General features: G+C 71.7%; 19 protein-coding genes. 18 read left to right on the top strand and 1 reads right to left on the bottom strand.

All coding sequences use genetic code 11. The features are described from left to right. Window positions 1-111 precede the first annotated feature (111 nt). From ACZ3HQ_RS02955 to ACZ3HQ_RS02935, 5 genes are all read left to right on the top strand, one after another. Window positions 112-1,188, top strand: coding sequence for a sugar kinase (locus ACZ3HQ_RS02955; protein WP_467507418.1), 1,077 nt, complete (start codon window positions 112-114; stop codon window positions 1,186-1,188). Next, the gene (locus tag ACZ3HQ_RS02950; protein ID WP_467507415.1) at window positions 1,185-1,949 is read left to right on the top strand and encodes an IclR family transcriptional regulator; all 765 of its coding nucleotides are present in this window, start codon (window positions 1,185-1,187) and stop codon (window positions 1,947-1,949) included. Before ACZ3HQ_RS02955 ends, ACZ3HQ_RS02950 begins: the two co-directional genes overlap by 4 nt. Then, window positions 1,946-2,356: a RidA family protein gene (locus tag ACZ3HQ_RS02945; RefSeq protein WP_161188057.1), complete on the top strand. Its 411-nt coding sequence runs from the start codon at window positions 1,946-1,948 to the stop codon at window positions 2,354-2,356. The genes ACZ3HQ_RS02950 and ACZ3HQ_RS02945 overlap by 4 nt, the downstream gene beginning before the upstream one ends. 130 nt (window positions 2,357-2,486) lie before the next feature. Further along, on the top strand, window positions 2,487-3,962 hold the full coding sequence (locus ACZ3HQ_RS02940; protein ID WP_467507412.1) for a GntP family permease: 1,476 nt from the start codon (window positions 2,487-2,489) through the stop codon (window positions 3,960-3,962). Window positions 3,963-4,074: 112 nt separating this feature from the next. Then, window positions 4,075-4,593: a hypothetical protein gene (locus ACZ3HQ_RS02935; protein WP_467507410.1), complete on the top strand. Its 519-nt coding sequence runs from the start codon at window positions 4,075-4,077 to the stop codon at window positions 4,591-4,593. Between the two features lie 77 nt (window positions 4,594-4,670). Here the strand turns inward: ACZ3HQ_RS02935 and ACZ3HQ_RS02930 are convergent, their stop codons facing one another. Beyond that, entirely contained in the window at window positions 4,671-6,368 is a 1,698-nt protein-coding gene (locus tag ACZ3HQ_RS02930) for a chitinase (protein WP_467507976.1), read from the bottom strand. Window positions 6,369-6,611: 243 nt separating this feature from the next. Here ACZ3HQ_RS02930 and ACZ3HQ_RS02925 point away from each other — a divergent pair, with 243 nt between their 5' ends. The 13 genes from ACZ3HQ_RS02925 to ACZ3HQ_RS02865 all read left to right on the top strand — a co-directional run bounded on the left by ACZ3HQ_RS02925 (window position 6,612) and on the right by ACZ3HQ_RS02865 (window position 17,592). After that, on the top strand, window positions 6,612-7,529 hold the full coding sequence (locus ACZ3HQ_RS02925; protein WP_467507408.1) for a hypothetical protein: 918 nt from the start codon (window positions 6,612-6,614) through the stop codon (window positions 7,527-7,529). A gap of 61 nt (window positions 7,530-7,590) precedes the next feature. Beyond that, on the top strand, window positions 7,591-8,301 hold the full coding sequence (gene cpaB, locus ACZ3HQ_RS02920; protein ID WP_467507406.1) for a Flp pilus assembly protein CpaB: 711 nt from the start codon (window positions 7,591-7,593) through the stop codon (window positions 8,299-8,301). Between the two features lie 12 nt (window positions 8,302-8,313). Next, entirely contained in the window at window positions 8,314-9,567 is a 1,254-nt protein-coding gene (locus ACZ3HQ_RS02915; RefSeq protein ID WP_467507404.1) for an AAA family ATPase, read from the top strand. 2 nt (window positions 9,568-9,569) lie between these two features. After that, window positions 9,570-9,956 (top strand): TadE/TadG family type IV pilus assembly protein, encoded by a 387-nt coding sequence (locus tag ACZ3HQ_RS02910; protein WP_467507402.1) that lies wholly within the window; start codon window positions 9,570-9,572, stop codon window positions 9,954-9,956. Window position 9,957: 1 nt separating this feature from the next. Continuing rightward, window positions 9,958-10,314, top strand: a complete 357-nt coding sequence (locus ACZ3HQ_RS02905; RefSeq protein WP_467507400.1) for a TadE/TadG family type IV pilus assembly protein — start codon at window positions 9,958-9,960, stop codon at window positions 10,312-10,314. A 12-nt stretch (window positions 10,315-10,326) separates the two neighbouring features. Next, window positions 10,327-11,664 carry a CpaF family protein gene (locus ACZ3HQ_RS02900; RefSeq protein WP_350898653.1) on the top strand — a complete coding sequence of 446 codons (1,338 nt, stop codon included), beginning with the start codon at window positions 10,327-10,329 and terminating at the stop codon, window positions 11,662-11,664. Between the two features lie 4 nt (window positions 11,665-11,668). Then, window positions 11,669-12,613 (top strand): type II secretion system F family protein, encoded by a 945-nt coding sequence (locus ACZ3HQ_RS02895; protein WP_467507398.1) that lies wholly within the window; start codon window positions 11,669-11,671, stop codon window positions 12,611-12,613. 16 nt (window positions 12,614-12,629) lie between these two features. Then, window positions 12,630-13,517 (top strand): DUF5936 domain-containing protein, encoded by an 888-nt coding sequence (locus ACZ3HQ_RS02890; RefSeq protein ID WP_467507974.1) that lies wholly within the window; start codon window positions 12,630-12,632, stop codon window positions 13,515-13,517. A 376-nt stretch (window positions 13,518-13,893) separates the two neighbouring features. Next, window positions 13,894-15,276 (top strand): sensor histidine kinase, encoded by a 1,383-nt coding sequence (locus tag ACZ3HQ_RS02885; protein ID WP_467507396.1) that lies wholly within the window; start codon window positions 13,894-13,896, stop codon window positions 15,274-15,276. Window positions 15,277-15,296: 20 nt separating this feature from the next. Next, entirely contained in the window at window positions 15,297-16,028 is a 732-nt protein-coding gene (locus tag ACZ3HQ_RS02880; RefSeq protein WP_467507394.1) for a response regulator, read from the top strand. Window positions 16,029-16,141: 113 nt separating this feature from the next. Then, the gene (locus tag ACZ3HQ_RS02875) at window positions 16,142-16,372 is read left to right on the top strand and encodes a hypothetical protein (RefSeq protein ID WP_135790104.1); all 231 of its coding nucleotides are present in this window, start codon (window positions 16,142-16,144) and stop codon (window positions 16,370-16,372) included. Beyond that, window positions 16,369-16,980 carry a pilus assembly protein TadG-related protein gene (locus ACZ3HQ_RS02870; RefSeq protein ID WP_467507972.1) on the top strand — a complete coding sequence of 204 codons (612 nt, stop codon included), beginning with the start codon at window positions 16,369-16,371 and terminating at the stop codon, window positions 16,978-16,980. The genes ACZ3HQ_RS02875 and ACZ3HQ_RS02870 overlap by 4 nt, the downstream gene beginning before the upstream one ends. Window positions 16,981-17,013: 33 nt before the next feature. After that, window positions 17,014-17,592 carry a hypothetical protein gene (locus ACZ3HQ_RS02865; protein ID WP_467507392.1) on the top strand — a complete coding sequence of 193 codons (579 nt, stop codon included), beginning with the start codon at window positions 17,014-17,016 and terminating at the stop codon, window positions 17,590-17,592. Window positions 17,593-17,596: the final 4 nt, after the last annotated feature.

The raw sequence follows: 17,596 nt of genomic DNA, 5'->3' as shown, positions 1-17,596 counted from the left end.
ACGTCCATTGCGTATGTCGCTCCATGCTGTCTAACATCTCGGCCAACACGGGGTCAACGAAGTCGTCACCCCGGAGCACCCCCGGAGCACCGACGAGGAGCCGACACCACCGTGACCGCCGACGGACCGTCCAGCGCCACCCCCGACGCCCCTGACGTCGTCGATGTCGTGGATGTCGTCGCCCTGGGCGAGTCCATGGTCACCTTCCTCCCCGACCGCCCCGGCCGCCTCGCCGACGTGCCCGCCTTCCGACGGGGCATCGGGGGCGCGGAGTCCAACGTGGTCTGCACCCTCGCCGCCGCCGGGCACCCGGCCCGCTGGGTCAGCAGGGTCGGCGCCGACGGCTTCGGGCGGCACCTGGTCGAGCGGATCGGCTCCTACGGCGTCGACACCGGCGCGGTCGGCGTGGACCCGGACCGGCCCACCGGCGTCTACTTCCGCACCGCCGCCGACCGGGCCACCGACGCCCACGAAGTCGCCTACTACCGCGCCGGATCGGCCGCCTCCGCGATGGCCGCCGACAACACCGACCTCGCCGCCCTGGACGCGGGACGCGTGCTGCACCTGTCCGGGATCACCGCCGCGCTGTCGCCGGGGTGCCGGGAACTGCTGCACACCCTGACCGCGCCGCGCGAGGGGCGCCCGGTGGTGTCCTTCGACGTCAACCACCGCCCCGGCCTGTGGCGCGCGGCGGACGACGCGCTGGTGCTGCTGGACCTGGCCCGGCGGGCCGACATCGTGTTCGTCGGCACCGACGAGGCGGAGGCGGCGTGGGGCACGCGGGGCGGGGTGGAGGCGGTCCGGCGACTGCTGCCCGAACCCCGGGTGCTGGTCGTCAAGGAGGGGCCGCTGGGCGCGACGGTGTTCGAGCGCACGTCCACGGGTGAGTTCACCGTGCGCGTGCCCGCCCTCACCGTCGACGTGGTGGCCACCGTCGGCGCGGGCGACGCCTTCGCCGCCGGGTTCCTCTCCGCCACCCTGCGCGGGCTCCCCGTACGCGACCGGCTGCGGCACGGCCACCTCATGGCCGCCGCCGCGCTCACCGTCCCCGGCGACCTCGCCGACCCGCCCGCCCGCGACCACGCCGACCGGCTGGCCGCCCTGGACGACGAGGCGTGGGGGAGACTGCGACTCGGCCCCGGCTGGACCGGGACCGAACAGGTCACCGAAGGAACGAGCACCGCATGAGCCAGACCGTCGACCGCGCCCTGAGCATCCTCCCGCTGCTCGCGGAGGGCCCCGCCGACCTAGGCCAGGTCGCCGAACGGCTCGGCGTGCACAAGTCCACCGCGCTGCGCCTGCTGCGCACCCTGCACGAACACGGCCTGGTCTACCGCCAGTCCGACCAGCGCTACCGGCTCGGCGCCCGCCTCTTCGCCCTCGCCCAGGAGGCGATGGAGAACCTCGACATCCGGGAGATCGCCCACCCCCACCTCGTGAAGCTCAACGAGGCGTGCGGGCACACCGTGCACCTCGCCGTGCACGAGGAGAACGAGGTGCTCTACATCGACAAGGTGGACAGCCGCTACCCGGTGCGCATGTACTCGCGCGTCGGCAAGCCGGTCGCCATCACGGTCGCCGCCGTCGCCAAGCTGCTGCTGGCCGACCTGCCCGAGGGCGAGCGGCGGGCGCTGGCGGAGAAGCTCGAATACCCCCTGTACACGGCCCGTTCCACCCCCAACGCCGGTGCTTTCCTACGCGAGTTGGACAAGGTCCGCGAACAGGGCTGGGCCACCGACCTCGGTGGCCACGAGGAGTCCATCAACTGTGTCGCGGCCCCCATCCGGGGCGCCGACGGCCGGGTGGTCGCCGCGATGTCGGTGTCCGCGCCGAACGTCGTCGTCACCGCCGACGAACTCCTCACCCTGCTCCCGCGGGTGCGCCGCACGGCGGACGCGATCAGCGGCGAGTACTCCGGAAGAACCCCAGTGAAGGACCCCACCGCATGACGGACAAGACCGCCCTCACCCCGAAGACCCACACGGTGCCGCCCGCGAAGTTCTCGCACGGCGTCAGGAAGGGCAACATCCTCCAGGTCGCCGGCCAGGTCGGCTTCCTGCCCGCCGAGGAGGGCAAGGCCCCCACCCCCGCCGGTCCCACCCTGCGCGAGCAGACCCTCCAGACCCTCGCCAACGTCAAGGCGATCCTCGAAGAGGGCGGCGCGAGCTGGGACGACGTGATGATGATCCGCGTCTACCTCACCGACACGGACCACTTCGCCGAGATGAACGACATCTACAACACCTACTTCGGCGAGCAGGGCCTCACCCAGCCCCCGGCCGCCCGCACCACGGTCTACGTCGGGCTGCCCGCCGGGCTCCTGATCGAGATCGACGCGCTCGCCGTCCTCGGCTGACCGGCGCTCAGCAGACCGCACCACCCGCACGACGCACACGGCACGGCATCCCCCTCGGGTGCCGTGCCGCGCTCCACCCTGCCCGAAAGCCCGATGTACTTACCTCACTCACGCAGAGGACCGCCCTCTCATGTCCCTTCCGCTCGCCGCACCCGCCCCCGCCGCGCCACCCCACACCGGAGGACTGCTCCTCCTGCTGGACGGCACCCCCGGTCTGCTCACCGTCGCCGGTCTCGGCATCGCCCTGCTACTCTTCCTGATCATCAAGGTCCGCCTCCAGCCGTTCGTCGCGCTGCTCACGGTGTCCATAACCGTCGGCCTGCTCGCCGGACTCTCGGTCACCGAACTCTTCGGCACCGTCCAGCGCTCCGACGCCGTCTCCACCATCGAGTCCGGCATGGGCGGCATCCTCGGCCACGTCGCCATCATCATCGGCCTGGGCACCATGCTCGGGGCGATCCTGGAGGTCAGCGGGGGCGCCGAGGTCCTCGCGAGCCGCCTGCTGCGGCTGTTCGGCGAGAAGCGGGCCCCGCTCGCGATGGGCCTGACCGGCCTGATCTTCGGCATCCCGGTCTTCTTCGACGTCGGCATCTTCGTCCTCGCGCCGCTGGTCTACGCGGCCGCCAAGCGGGGCGGCAAGTCGATCCTGCTGTACTGCCTGCCGCTGCTCGCGGGCCTGTCCATGACGCACGCCTTCCTGCCCCCGCACCCCGGCCCGGTGGCCGCGGCCGGACTGCTGCACGTCCAGCTCGGCTGGGTCGTCCTCATGGGCGTGGTCTGCGGCATCCCGGCGGTGCTGGCCGCGTGGGCGTTCTCCGCGTGGATCGGCCGGCGCATCTTCGTCCCCGTCCCGCAGGACATGGTCGAGGCGGCGGAGGAGGCCCGTGAGGCGGTCCTCGCCGAGCAGCGCGCCTCGGGCGTGGAGCCGGCCGAGAAGCCGGTCCCGCTGGGCACGGTCCTCGCCATCATCGGTACGCCGCTGATCCTGATCCTCGCCGCCACCTTCTCCTCGGTCGCGCTGGACCCGTCCACCGTGCGCTCGGTCATCGAGTTCTTCGGGCACCCCTTCGTCGCCCTCACCATCGCCCTGGTGCTCGCCTACTACCTGCTCGGCATCCGGCGCGGCTGGTCCCGCAAGTCCCTGGAGAACGTCTCCACCGCCTCCCTGAAGCCGGTCGGCAACATCCTGCTGGTGGTCGGCGCGGGCGGGGTCTTCGGCGCCGTCCTCAAGGCCAGCGGGGTCGCCCAGGCGCTCTCGGACACCTTCAACGGCGTCGGGCTCCCGGTGATCGTGCTGGCGTACCTGATCTCGCTGGTGCTGCGGGTCGCCCAGGGCTCGGCCACGGTCGCCATCGTGACGACGGCGGGCATCGTCGCCCCGCTGCTGACCGAGGGCCACCACTCGCAGGCTTTCGTGGCCCTGGTCATCATGGCCATCTCGGCCGGCTCCATCTTCGCCTCGCACGTCAACGACGGCGGGTTCTGGATGGTCGCCAAGTACTTCGGCATCACCGAACGCGACACGCTGAAGACGTGGACGGTGCTCGAATCGGTCCTGTCCGTCGCCGGGTTCGCGGTCGCGGCGGTGGTGAGCCTGTTCGTCTGACGGCTGCTGCGGCCACGGCGGTGGGGTACGTACCGGCGGGATACGGGCGGGATACGGGCGGGAATGGAGCGCCGGGTGGTTCCGGCACAGGGAAGTCGTCCATACTGCCGCCGTGGAGCAGCGCATAGGATCGAGCAGCCAGCCCCTGAAGGGCGAGCCCGTCACGGGTGCCGGGTTCGACCCGGCCTTCATCCCCGGTCTGACGGGCTCCGCCGCCCAAGGGAAAGCGGACGACGCCGAGCCGACGGCCGAGGCGGCCGACTCGGCCGGGCCGGAAGGGAGTCCGGAGCCCGCGGACGCCGTTCCGGAGGCCGAGGCGGTCGTGTCCGAGGAGGAGCCCGCCGAGGAGGGCGGACCCGTCTTCGAGGCCGCCGACCGCCGGGCGCGGATCATCGCGGACCGGCGGGGCGTACGCCTCGGCCTGGACGCGGAGGAGTGCGAGTTCACCTGGCCGGAGATCGCCGCCGTGGAGACGGAGACGGCCCGGTTCGGCAAGCGCTTCACCGTCACGGTGCACACCCCGGACCGCCGCTGGTACCCGATCGAGATCGAGGCCGCCTCCCGCGCGCAGTTCGCGGAGTGGGACGCCTCGATGGACGCGGTACTGGACGCCTACTTCGAGTCGGAATGAGCGGGACCGAGTGAACAACGGGCGGTGCCCCGGCCTCCCTCCGAGGGAGACCGGGGCACCGCCCGTTTCCGGTACCGCTACGGCATCCCGTGCACGTGCGGACCGACCGCGCCGGACCAGGCGTTGCCCGCCGTCGCGTCCCAGTTGGTCGACCAGGTCATCGCGCCGCGCAGGTCCGGGTAGGTCCGGGCCGGCTTGAAGGAGCCGCAGCCGGTGCCCTTGGCCAGGCAGTCCAGCGCGCTGTTCACCACGCTCGGCGCGACATAGCCGCTGCCCGCGCCCCGCGTGGAGGCCGGCACACCGATGCCCACCTGCGAGGGCGCGAGCCCGCCCTCCAACTGGATGCAGGCCAGCGCGGTCAGGAAGTCCACCGAGCCCTGGCTGTACACCTTGCCGTCGCAGCCCAGCATCGAACCGCTGTTGTAGTACTGCATGTTGACGACCGTGAGGATGTCCTTGACGTTCAGGGCCGTCTGGAAGTAGGAACCGGACGTCGACTGCATGTCGATCGTCTGCGGTGCCATCGTGATGATCAGCGACGAGCCCGCCTTCGACGACAGCGACCGCAGCGCCTGTGTCATGTACGTCGGGTTGAGCCCGTTCTCCAGGTCGATGTCGACCCCGTCGAAGCCGTAGGTCTGCATCAGCGAGTACACCGAGTTCGCGAAGTTGTTCGCCGAGGCGGCGTCGCTGACCGCGACCGTGCCGCGCTCGCCGCCGACGGAGACGATCACCTTCTTGCCCGCCGCCTGCTTGGCCTTGATGTCGGCCTTGAACTGGTCGACCGTGTAACCGTTCAGCCCCGCCGAGTCCAGGCTGAAGCTCACCGCGCCCGGCGTGGAGGTGGCGTCCGCGAAGGCCACCGCGATGATGTCGTAGGCCGAGGGCACGTCGGAGATCTTCTGCACGGCCGCGCCGTTGTTGAAGTTCTGCCAGTACCCGGTCACCGCGTGCTTGGGCAGGTCGCCCCTGGGGACGGTGCCGCCGGAGGTGGTGGTCGCGTTCACGGTGGCCGACTTCGCCGACTCACCGGCCGAGTTGGTCGCCGTGACCTGGAAGGAGTACGAGGTCGAGGCGGCGAGTCCGGTGACGGTGGCCGAGGTGCCGCTCACCGCGGTGACCTTGGTGCCGTCGCGGTAGACGTTGTAGCCGGTCGCGCCGGAGACCGTGTTCCAGGCCAGCGAGACCGAGGACGAGGTGGTGCCGGACACCGCGAGGCCGCCCGGCGTGGCCGGCCTGGTCGGCGCCGGGTCACCGCCCCCGCCGCCGTCCGGCCCCTGTACCTGCACGTCGTCGGCGTAGTACGCGGCCTGCCCGTACCAGCCGTGGGTGTACACGGTGACCGAGGTGGTGGCGGAGCCCGTGGTGAACGTGGTCGAGAGCTGCTTCCAGGACGGGCTGTCGGGGGTCCAGGTCGACACGTCGGTGGTGCCGGTGCCGGTCGCCCCGAGGTAGGCGTACCCGCCCTGCACCCAGGCGCTCAGCGTGTACGTGGAGTTGGGCTTGACCGCCACCGACTGGGTGCACCGGGCGTTGTCCTGCCCGGCCGGGGTGGCCTTCAGCGCGGCGGAGCCGCCGTGCACCGGGGACGAGACGGTCGTGCCGCTGCCCGCCGAGCAGGTCCAGTCGGACAGGCCCGACTCGAAGCCGGCGTTCCTGGCGTTGTTGACGTCCGCCGCCGAGGCGGGAGCGGCGGCCAGCCCCGCCACGGCGAGGGCGAGGGCGGCGGCAACCGACCAGGCGCGGGCCCGGCCGCGCCCGCCGCGCGCGGGCATGACAGATACGAGGTCCAACTGGAGCCTCCGGTGGGGGAGTTCGCGGGGAGTGTGCCTACAAGTTGGTCCAGACCAATTCCGCTGTCAAGGGGTGGCGTACGGACCACCCCCGGCCCGGTCGTGCAACCTGTCCCGTTTTGAAGCAAGTTGTGACCGGAGAGTTCCCCACGAGCTACACAAACGCTGTTCTCCCGTGATCCAGGCGTGGATACAGTGCTCACGTAGTCACGCAATGAAGTCGTCATGGCCCGAGGGGAACCGTGCCGGTGGGCCGGAGGGTGTGAGAGCGGGGAGCTGCGCGTGCCAACTGCCATCGCCGTGACCAGTGCCGACCTGGCACTGCCGGCGCAGGACGAGCGGACCATGCCCGCCGTCGTGCTGCGCGACCTCGACAGCCGCCCGCTGGACCAGACCCTCACCGAAGTGCAGGCCATGGTCGACCAGTTCGGCTATCTGGTGGTCCTGTGCTCACGCGCCACCCCGGAGCCCGTGCTGCGCCGGCTGCACACCCTGCGCTCCCTGCTGGAGAGCGACCGTATCGCCGTGTTCCGGCCGGAGTTGCCGCCGCTCGGCGTCGCGGTCCTGGCCCGGCAGTTACGGCAGCTCGCGACCTGTGACCTGAGCCCCGGTGTGCTCGCTTCCGCCGGGCGGCTGCTCACCCACTACATCCACGCCGGTGCCGTACTCGGCTCGGTCGCCCGGCTCGACCACGTGCCCGTCGGGCTCAAGGCGCACGCCAAGTCCTGGGTGCCGGGCGCCCAGTTCGCCGTCGTCGCCCACCCCGAGCCCCAGCTCGTCAAGGCCGTGCAGGGTGCCACCCTCAAGGGACCCGAGTTCAGCACCTGGATGCTGATCGCGCGAGGCCAGTTGCAGTCCGACTGGATCACCGGCTTCGCCAAGGACTGGGGCACGCACGGGCTGCGCGAGACCCCGCTGCCCGCCGAGTCACCCGCCTGGTGGGGCACCGGCCGGATGATCGAGTTCTGCGGCTACCTCGCCGACCTCTCCGTGCTCTACCAACTCGTCACCTCGGTACGGCAGTCGAGCTGCCACTGGTGCGGGCTCGATGTCATCGGCGACCGCTGCGTCTTCTGCTCCGCCTCGCCGCCCGAGCACCCCTTGCCGCCGCCGCGCGCCCTTCAGGGGCGTACGCCCGCCTGAACCGATACGGACCCCGCTCCCGTCCCGCACGACCGATTCCCCCAATGAGGTTGCACGGTTCATGAACTCCCGTCAGCGCCGCGGCGTCATACTCCTGATCCTCTCCGTCCTGTGCGCCCTCGGCGCCTTCGCGGGCGTGCTGTCCGTCATCAGCGACGTGCGCTCCAAGGTCGGCCCCGAGGTCACCGCGTACCGGGTCAAGTCCGCGGTCCAGCCGTACACCGCGCTCGGCGCGGACCAGTTCGAGAAGGTGCGGATGCCCAGACGGTGGCTGTCCGCCAACGCCGTCACCGACCTCGCCCAACTGCGCGGCAAGATCGCCGTCACCACTCTGCGCGCGGGCTCCCTGCTCCAGACCGACATGGTCGTCGACCAGCCCGAACTCCGGCCGGGCGAGCAGGAGGTCGCCATCATGGTGGACGCCGCCACCGGCGTCGCCGGCAAGATCACGCCCGGGGCGCGGGTCAATGTCTACGCCACCTTCGAGGGGAAGAAGGAGGGCGACCCCGACCAGTCGAAGATCATCGTCACCAATGCCCGCGTCCTCGACCTCGGGAAGATCCGCGACCTGGAGCCCGACCGGGACCGCGACCAGCAGCGTCAGCCCACCGAGGCCGTCCCCATCACCTTCGCGCTGTCCGCCCTGGACGCCCAGCGCGTCACCTACGCCGAGTCCTTCGCCCAGCGGGTCCGGCTCGCCCTGGTCGCCCCCGGCGGCGAGTCGCAGATACCGGACCGCGAGCGCACCTACGAACTAGCGACGGACAAGTGAGAGGCGGCCCGCATGCCCACCAGGATTCTGCCGGCCGGCGCGGACCCGGACGCCGTACGGTCCCTCACCACCCTGCTCAGCCAGCTCCCCGACGCCGAGCCGGTCCCGCCGGTCACCGACTCCACCCGGCTGATCGACACCCTGGCGAGGCTCGCCGCCGAGTCGGTCGACGAACTCCCCGAGGTCGTCGTCGTCCATGAACGCATCGGCCCCGTACCGGCGCTGGAGCTGATCCGGGAGATAGCGCTGCGTTTCCCGGCCGTGGGCGTCATCCTGGTCACCACCGACGCCGGGCCCGCCCTGTTCGCCGCCGCGATGGACGCGGGCGCCCGCGGCCTGGTCGGGCTGCCGCTGGCCTACGAGGACCTCGCGCACCGGGTGCAGGCCGTGGCCCAGTGGTCCACCGGGGTGCGCCGCCACCTCGGGCACGGCGGGGCCGATGTGCTCAGCGGCCCCGGCGGCACGGTGATCACGGTCAGCGGGGCCAAGGGCGGCACCGGTGCCACCACGGCCGCACTCCAGCTCGCCCTCGCCGCGCAGGCGTCGGGCCGGGCCACCGTGCTGGCCGACCTCGACCTCCAGACCGGTGACGTGGCCTCCTTCCTGGACATCCAGTTCCGCCGCTCGGTCGCCGACCTCGCCGCCATCACCGACATCTCCCCGCGCGTCCTGGCCGACGCCGTCTACCGCCACGACACCGGGCTCGCCCTGCTGCTGGCGCCCGGCGAGGGGGAGCGCGGCGAGGAGGTCACCGACCGGGCCGTCCGCCAGATCATCCACGCCCTGCGCGCCCGCTACGAGGTCGTCGTCCTGGACTGCGGCGCCCAGCTCACCGGGGCCACCGCCGCCGCCGTGGAGGGCGCCGACACCGCGCTGCTGCTCACCACGCCCGACGTGGTCTCGGTGCGCGCCGCCAAGCGGACCGTGCGGATGTGGGACCGGCTCCAGATCCGCAAGGCCGAGGAGACCACCGTCGTGGTCAACCGCCACACCCGCGGCACCGAGATCCAGCCCGCGCTGATCCAGCGCATCACCGGCACCGCCCTGGCCCGCACCACCGTGCCCGCCGCCTTCAAGGAACTCCAGGGCGTGGTGGACGCCGGACGCGTGCACGAACTCGACGCCCGCAGCACCGTACGCCAGGCCCTGTGGGCGCTGGCCGGGGAACTGGGCCTGGCCAGAGCCGCCGACGGCCCCGCCCACCGGGGCGGCCGGCAGCGCGGCGGCGACCGGGGAGCCGTGGGTTTCCGGCGGCGGAAGGAGTAGGCATGAGGCGCCGCGGCAGGTTACGTGAGGACCGGGGGCAGGTGGCGATCGAGCTGCTCGGCATGACCCCGCTGATCGTGCTCACCCTGGTCCTGATGTGGCAGTGCGTGCTGGTCGGGTACGCCTTCACCCTGGCCGGGAACGCCGCCGACGAGGGCGTACGGGCGGGCACGGCGGCTCCTCGGGGGGCGCGGGACGGGGCGTGCTCGGAGGCGGGGCTCAAGCATCTGTCCGGGGCCTGGCGGGACGGGGCGTCCGTGCGATGCGGAGGCACCGGCTTCGTCACCGCCGACGTCGACCTCAAGGTCCCCGTCCTCTTCCCCGGCTCCATCGACTTCCCGGTCACGGTGCACGGCCACGCCGGTGCCGTGGAGGAGGTGAAGGACTGAGATGCTCCGCCGCCGTACGCGCCCCCGCGACCGGGGCCAAGTAGCCATCGAATACCTGGGGTTCGTCCCCGTCCTGCTGATCGTCGGCCTGGCCGGCATCCAGATCGGCGCCGTCGCCTACGCCGCCGAGCAGGCCGGTACCGCCGCGCGGGCCGGGGCGCGTGCCGCCTCGCTGCGCCAGGACGCGCAGGGGGCGTGCGCGAGCGCGGTCAGCGGCGGGCTCAGCGTGTCCTGCTCGGGTGGCGGCGGGGGCGGCGACTCGGTCACCGTGACCGCGACCGTCCAGATCCCCGACGTGGTGCCCGGCTGGGACCTGGGGACCGCCGTCAAGTCCGCCACCATGCCGCTCGACCACTGAGAGGGCCGTCTCATGAGCCTGCGGGCACGCATCAACTCCCCCGAGGAGCAGGGCAGCCGGGGCGAGGACGGGCACCTGGTCGCCTCCTACCGGGCCAAGCTGCTTCAGGAGATCGACCTCGCGGAGATGAGTTCGCTGGCCGCCGCCGAGCGCCGGGCCCGGCTCGAACGCGTCCTCGGCCACATCATCAGCCGCGAGGGCCCGGTGCTCTCCACCGCCGAACGCGCCGGACTCATCCGGCGCGTGGTGGACGAGGCGCTCGGTCTCGGCATCCTGGAACCCCTCCTGGAGGACGCCTCCGTCACCGAGATCATGGTCAACGGCCCCGACTCGATCTTCGTGGAGCGCGGTGGCCGGGTCGAACGGCTGCCCCTGCGCTTCGCCTCCGCCGACCAGCTCATGCAGACCATCGAACGCATCGTCTCCACCGTCAACCGCCGGGTGGACGAGTCCAATCCGATGGTCGACGCCCGGCTGCCGTCCGGCGAGCGCGTCAACGTCATCATCCCGCCGCTCTCCCTCAGCGGCCCCGTCCTCACCATCCGCCGCTTCCCGCGCTCCTACACCCTGAAGGAGCTGATCGGCTTCGGCTCGCTGGACGACCACATGCTGCTGCTGCTCGCCGGGCTGGTGCAGGCCAAGTTCAACGTGATCGTCTCCGGCGCCACCGGCACCGGCAAGACCACCCTGCTCAACGCCCTGTCCGGGCTGATCCCGGCGCACGAGCGCATCATCACCATCGAGGACTCCGCCGAACTCCAGCTCCAGCAGACCCACGTCGTACGCCTGGAGTCCCGCCCGCCCAACGTCGAGGGCAGCGGCCAGGTCACCATCCGCGACCTCGTCCGCAACTCCCTGCGCATGCGGCCCGACCGCATCGTGGTCGGCGAGGTGCGCGGCGGGGAGTCGCTGGACATGCTCCAGGCCATGTCCACCGGCCACGACGGCTCGCTCGCCACCGTGCACGCCAACAGCGCGGAGGACGCCCTCACCCGGCTCCAGACCCTCGCCTCCATGTCCGACGTGGAGGTGCCCTTCGCCGCGCTGCACGACCAGATCAACAGCGCCGTCGACGTACTGGTCCAGCTCACCCGGTTCGCGGACGGCGCCCGCCGGATCACCGAGGTCGCCCTGCTCGACAGCCACGGCGGGGAGCCGTACCGGCTGGCGACCGTGGCCCGCTTCGACGCCCGCCCGATGACCGCCGACGGCCAGGTCCACGGCGCCTTCCAGTACTTCCCGCTGCCCCGCCGCACCGCCGACCGCCTCTACATGGCCGGGCAGCCCGTGCCCCAGGCGTTCGGCGTGGCCCACACGGCGGACCAGCTCGCCACCCGAGAGGCCAGGTAGGCCCATGGAACTGTCCCACCTCGCCCAGCTCACCACCGGGATCACCCTGCTGACCTGTCTCCTCGCCGTCGCGGGCGTCCAGACCTACGCCTCAGGGCGGGCCCGGCGCGCCGCGCTGGAGGACCGGCTCACGCACGCCGGCCAGGTGCCGGAAGGCGGCCGCAAGCGGCACTTCCGCGGGCTGGACCGCCGACTGCGCCGCACCGCGCTGGGCCGCGCGCTGCAACTCCGGCTCGCCGCCACCGGACTCGACCTCACCCCCGGCGAGTTCTTCGCCGGGATGCTCGCCGCGGTCGCCGCGCTCTGGCTCGTCGGCCAGGCCACCCTCGCGCCCTTCTTTGGACCCATCGCCGGGCTCCTCGGCATCTGGGCGGCCGTGCAGTTCCTCAACTGGCAGCGGCAGAAACGCATCGAGCGCTTCATCAGCCAACTCCCGGAACTGGCCCGCATCCTGGCCAACGCCACCCAGGCCGGGCTCGCCCTGCGCACCGCCATCGGCATGGCCGCCGAGGAGCTGGAGGCCCCCGCCGGTGAGGAACTCTCGCAGGTGGCGGACCAGTTGGCGATCGGGCAATCCATGGAGGACGCGCTCGGCGAACTGGCCGCCCGGCTGCCCTCCCGCGAACTCGTCGTCCTGGTCACGACGTTGGTGCTGTCCAACCGGGCGGGCGGCCAGGTCGTCTCCGCGCTGCGCAACCTCACCGAGACGCTGGAGGAGCGCAAGGAGACCCGGCGCGAGATCCGCACCCAGCTCTCCCAGGTCACCATGACCTCGTACGCCGTACCCGCCCTCGGCATCGGCGCGCTCTTCCTGATGAACGGCGTCAAGGACGGCGCCCTGGAACGCCTGACCGGCTCACCGGTCGGCCAGGGCTGCGTGATCATCGCCTTCGCCCTGTACGCGGTCGGGTTCGTCCTCATCCGCCGCATGAGCCGGATCGACGTGTGAGGGGATGACGGACCGGATGGAACTCCTGCTCGCCCTGCTGGCGGCCCTCGGCGTCTGGGGCGCCTTCGCGGGCGTCCGCATGTACCGCGCCGAGACCAAGCTGCCCGGCGACCTCGCCGTCGCCCTGGAGATCGGCGCCACCCGCACCGGCGCGGTCGGCTCCGTCATCGACCGCATGGGCATGCGGTACGCGCCCCTCGTGCTGCGCCTCATGGGCCCCGGCCTGGTCGCCCGCTACCGCCGCCGCATCGACCTCGCGGGCAACCCCGGCGGCCTCACCATCGACCGCTACGCCGCCCGCCGCGCGGTGTACGGCGCGCTGGGCACCCTCGGCTTCCTGGTCTTCCTGCTGCGCGGCCAGTGGTTCGTCGCCCTGCTGCTGCTCGCCTTCGGCGCCTTCTGGACCGAGGTCGGCATCTGGTCCGCGATCCGGGTCCGCCGGGACGTCATCGAACGCACCCTGCCGGACTTCCTCGACGTCCTCGCCGTCGTCGTCAGCGCCGGCCTCGGCTTCCGCCAGGCCCTCGGCCGCGTCTCCACCCGCTACGAAGGTCCCTGGGCCGACGAACTCCGCATCACGCTCCGCCAGATGGACCTCGGCATGACCCGGCGCCAAGCCTTCACCGAACTCCGCCGCCGCAACGACTCCGAACAGGTCGCCATGTTCGTCACCGCCCTCCAGCAGGGCGAGGAACTCGGCGCCCCCATCGTCGACACGTTGGTCTCCCTGGCCAAGGACATGCGCCGCACCGACGCCCAGAACGCCCGCCGAAAGGCCGCTCGCGCGGTCCCCAAGGCCACGCTGATGATCACGACCTTCATGGTCCCGGCGACGATGCTCCTGCTGGGCGCGGGCCTGCTGCTGGGGTCCGGGGTGGACTTCGGGTCGTTGGCGGGGGAGTAGGGGGAAAGAGTCTGGGGGGAGGTGGGGTATGGCGCGGAAGGGGCGTGCGCGGGGGGTGCCGGGGGCGGGTGTCCGGGGTGGGGCGGCCGGGGGCGTCGCCGAGGGCGCCGGCCGGGGGGTTTCGCGTGATCCGGTCGGGGGTCGTGCGGAGGGTGCCGGCCGGGGGGCCTGGCGTGAGCGGTCCGGGGGCGCCGCCGAGGGTGCCGGCCGGGGGGTTTCGCGTGATCCGGTCGGGGGTCGTGCGGAGGGTGCCGGCCGGGGGGCTTGGCGTGAGCGGTCCGGGGGCGTCGCCGAGGGCATCGGCCGGGGGGATTCGCCTGATCCGGCCCGGAGCACCTCCGAGGATCGGCCGGCGCTCGACGCGCATGGTCACCCGGTGGGCGGGACAGGACGCGAGGGGAGCGGCCTGGGGCCGGGCGGGGGCGGTGCGGAGGGGCGCTCCGTGTCCGGTGCCGACGGGGCTCCGGCGGGCGGCGCCGAGGGGCGTTCGCCTGGGGCTGGTGGGGAGGGGGCGTCGGCCGGGTCCGGGGGGCTTCCTGGTGGTGGCCCCGCCGTGCCCCCCGAGGGGCTTCAGGTTCGGGCTCTGCAGGCCGTCGGGCGGCAGGTGTTCGGGTTCCGGCTGGCGATGATCGTGCTGGCCGCGCCCGCCGCGTTGCTCAACGCGGCGCCGGGACTGGGGGCGCGGCTGGTGGGAGCGGCCGTGGTCGTCACGTTCATGGTGTCGTACGTGCTGTTCCGCGACTGGGGGCGGTTCGGGCCGCTGCTGCTGCGGCACCCCAGCCTGCTCGCCGCCGACACCCTCTTCGGGTCCCTGCTCCTGGTGTCCGCCGGTCCCGACACCACCCTCGCCTACGTCAGCGTCTGCACCCCGCTGCTGGCCGGACTGCTCTACGGCTGGCGCGGTGCGGCCTTCTTCGCCTCGCTCCAGTCGCTGATCCTGCTCCTCGTCCACGCCACCCTGGACGCCGGACGGCACACCGGCCTCGCGGAGACCCTGCTGCTGCCCGGCCTGTGCGTCGTCACCGGCGCGATGGGCTCCACCCTGCGCAACCTGATGCTCCGGCTCGGCACCGCCACCCACGCGCTGACCGCCGTACGCGCCCGGTTGGCCGCGGCGGAGGCCGTACAGTCCGAACGCGCCCGTCTCGCCCGCGAGATGCACGACTCCCTCGCCAAGACCCTGCACGGCGTGGCCCTCGCCTCCGACGCCCTCGCCGTCACCGCCTCCGCCGCCACCCCCGACCCCGCCCGGCTGCGCCAGGAGGCGGAGCTGGTCGCCCGCTCGGCCCGCCGGGCGGCGGCGGAGTCCCGCGAACTGCTCACGGACCTCCGCGAGGAGGCCCCGCAGGCCCCGCTCTGGCCGCAACTCAACCTGCAAGCGGCCGACTTCACGACCCGCACCGGCCTCCCCGTCACCTGCCACCACACCGGCGGCCCGCTGCCGCCCCTCCCCCCGGCCACCACCCGCGCCCTCCTCGCCCTCACCGCAGAGGCCCTCGACAACGCCCACCGCCACGCGAACGCGACCCGGGTCGTCGTGACGGCGGGCGTCCGGGACGGCCACCTCCACCTCTCGATCCACGACGACGGCAAGGGCCTACCGACGGGCGTCACCCTCCAAACCCTGCGAGCCGAGGGTCACTTCGGGCTGCTCGGCATGGTGGAGCGGGCCGCGTCGGCTGGGGCGCGCATCCGTATAGGGCGGGGCGAGCACGCCCTTGGCACCGAGATCGGCATCGAACTCCCCCTGCCCGACTGAACCCGCGAAAGGAGACTCCGATGCGGTTCCCACCCCCCACCGGCCCCCTGCGTCTCGTAGTCGCCGACGACAACCCCGTGGTCCGCGCCGGCCTCACCGCGCTCCTCTCCGGCCGCGAGGACACCACCGTCGTGGCCGAGGCGGCGGACGGGCGCGAGGCGTACGAGGCCGCGCTGCTCCACCGGCCGGACGTCGTCCTCCTCGACGTCCGGATGCCGGGTGTCGACGGAATCTCGGCATTGCCCCACCTCGTCCGGCTGGCGCCCGTCATGATGCTGACCTACAGCCATGAGAGCGAGACCGTGCGGGAGGCTTTGCGGCTGGGGGCGGGGGGATATCTGGTGCACGGGGAATTCGACACGGAACAGTTGGTGCGGGCGGTGCGGGATGTGCGCGAGGGGCGTCCGCATGTGACGCCGGGGGCGGTGCGCGCGCTGTTGCCTCCGGCCATGGGGGTGAGTGCGAGTGCACACGCGGAACCTGAACTTCCCGCTACTGCTCGGGGGATGTCTGCAAAAACCCTTTCGCACATGCAATCGGCTATGGGACAGTCATTCCGGTCGAGTTTTCAACTGAGCACCAGAGAGGCGGAGATCATGGACCTCATCGCGTCCGGCATGACGAACCATCAGATCGCCGCCGCCTGCTTCATCAGCGAGAAGACCGTCAAGAACCACATCAACCACATCTTCGCCAAACTCCACACCACGAACAGATCCCAGGCCACCGCCAAGTGGTTAGGGGTGGCGTGAGATGGCGTTCACCCGCACGCAATGGGTCCGGAACTGGGCCCACGGGCCCTCCGCAGGGCGGTACTTACGCCCCTACGGTTCTCGCTTCGATGACTACGGTGGAGGAGAGTTCCGTGAGCGATCTGCTGCTGAAGACGGCCGTGGCGACAAAAGTACTGGTGAACGGCTGGAAGAACACGACGGTCGCGGCGGTTCAGCGACGCGCCGGGGACAAGGGGCAGACCGCCGTCGAGTATCTGGGCATCATCGCCGTGGTGGTGGCGATCGTGCTGGCGATCACGGGTACGGATATCGGCAAGACGATTCTGGACAAGATCAAGTCGAAGATCACGGAGATCACCTGATCTTCCGGCGCCGACGTGGCGACAGCGGGCAGGCCTTCCCCATCTACATCACAGTGGCGGCGGGCCTGCTCTTTCTTGCGTTCGCCTACCTTGCCGTCGGGCAGGCCGCGGTGAACAGGAGCGGTGCGCAGACGGCGGCGGACGCGGCCGCTCTGGCGGCGGCACAGGACCGCCGGGACCTGCTCGCGGGCAAGTGGCTGACCGACCTCACGGACCCGACGGCCTGGGACGACATCCTGCACGGCCTCACGGATGTGGCCCCCTCGTGCTGGAGGGCTGATGAGCTCGCCGCTCAGAACGACGCCCAGGTGCAGCAGTGCGACGAATCGCAGGCGCTGGAGGTCCAGGTGGAGGTGAGGACCAATAAGCGGGTGGGCGATTCCGTCGTTCCGGGGGTGAGCGACATCCGTTCCACTCGGTCCGCCACCGCCGTGATCAAGCCGATCTGTGATTTCGATCTTCCGGACGAGGGTTCTCCGGACGAGGGGGCCGGCGCCGCACCTCTGCCCGCACTCCATTGCGACGGCAAGATCTGGAAGCTGGACCCGAAGAAACTTGGCGATCTCCCCAAGCCCGAGGACTTGTTCGATGTCCATCTGGCGGATTGACGAGCGGACGATGAGCGGAAAGAGGAAGCGGGCATGAACATCGGGTCCAACGCGAAAGCCCGCACGGGCATCGCCACCATCGGCGTCACGGTGGCATTGATGCTCGGTGTCGCCGGCTGCGGTGGTGACGGAAACGGCGACAAGAAGCCGACAGCCGGCACCTCCGCTTCCCGGGGAGGTTCAGCACCCAGCCCGCAGGAGGGCCAGTCCGCGGACCCGCTCGCGGAGCTGCGCGGCCCCGACGGCCTGACGCTGAAAATCACCTCGGCCGCGCGCGACTCGGGCGGCTTTCTGACGATCAACGCCGAACTCAAGAACGACGGCAGCCATGATGCGGTCCTGTCCTCCCAACTGACGGGCAATGAAACCGAGATCATGAAGAACGGGCAGTCGTTCGGAGGCGCCACGCTGGTGGACCCGAAGGGCAGGAAACGCTATTACGTCCTGCGCGACACGGACGGAAGGCCGCTGACCACCGCCGGTGTGCAGAGCGTCAAGGCCGGAGACACCGTCCCGGTCTTCCTGCAGTTCCCGGCGCCGCCCGAGGGCACGGACGAGATCACCTTCCAACTGCCCACCTTCCCCACCGCCACCTTCAAAATCTCCGACTGAGGCC

Source organism: Streptomyces sp. NPDC018263 (assembly GCF_055562575.1).
Note: the sequence above shows the minus strand (reverse complement) of the source record. Positions and strands in the feature narration are given on the sequence as shown.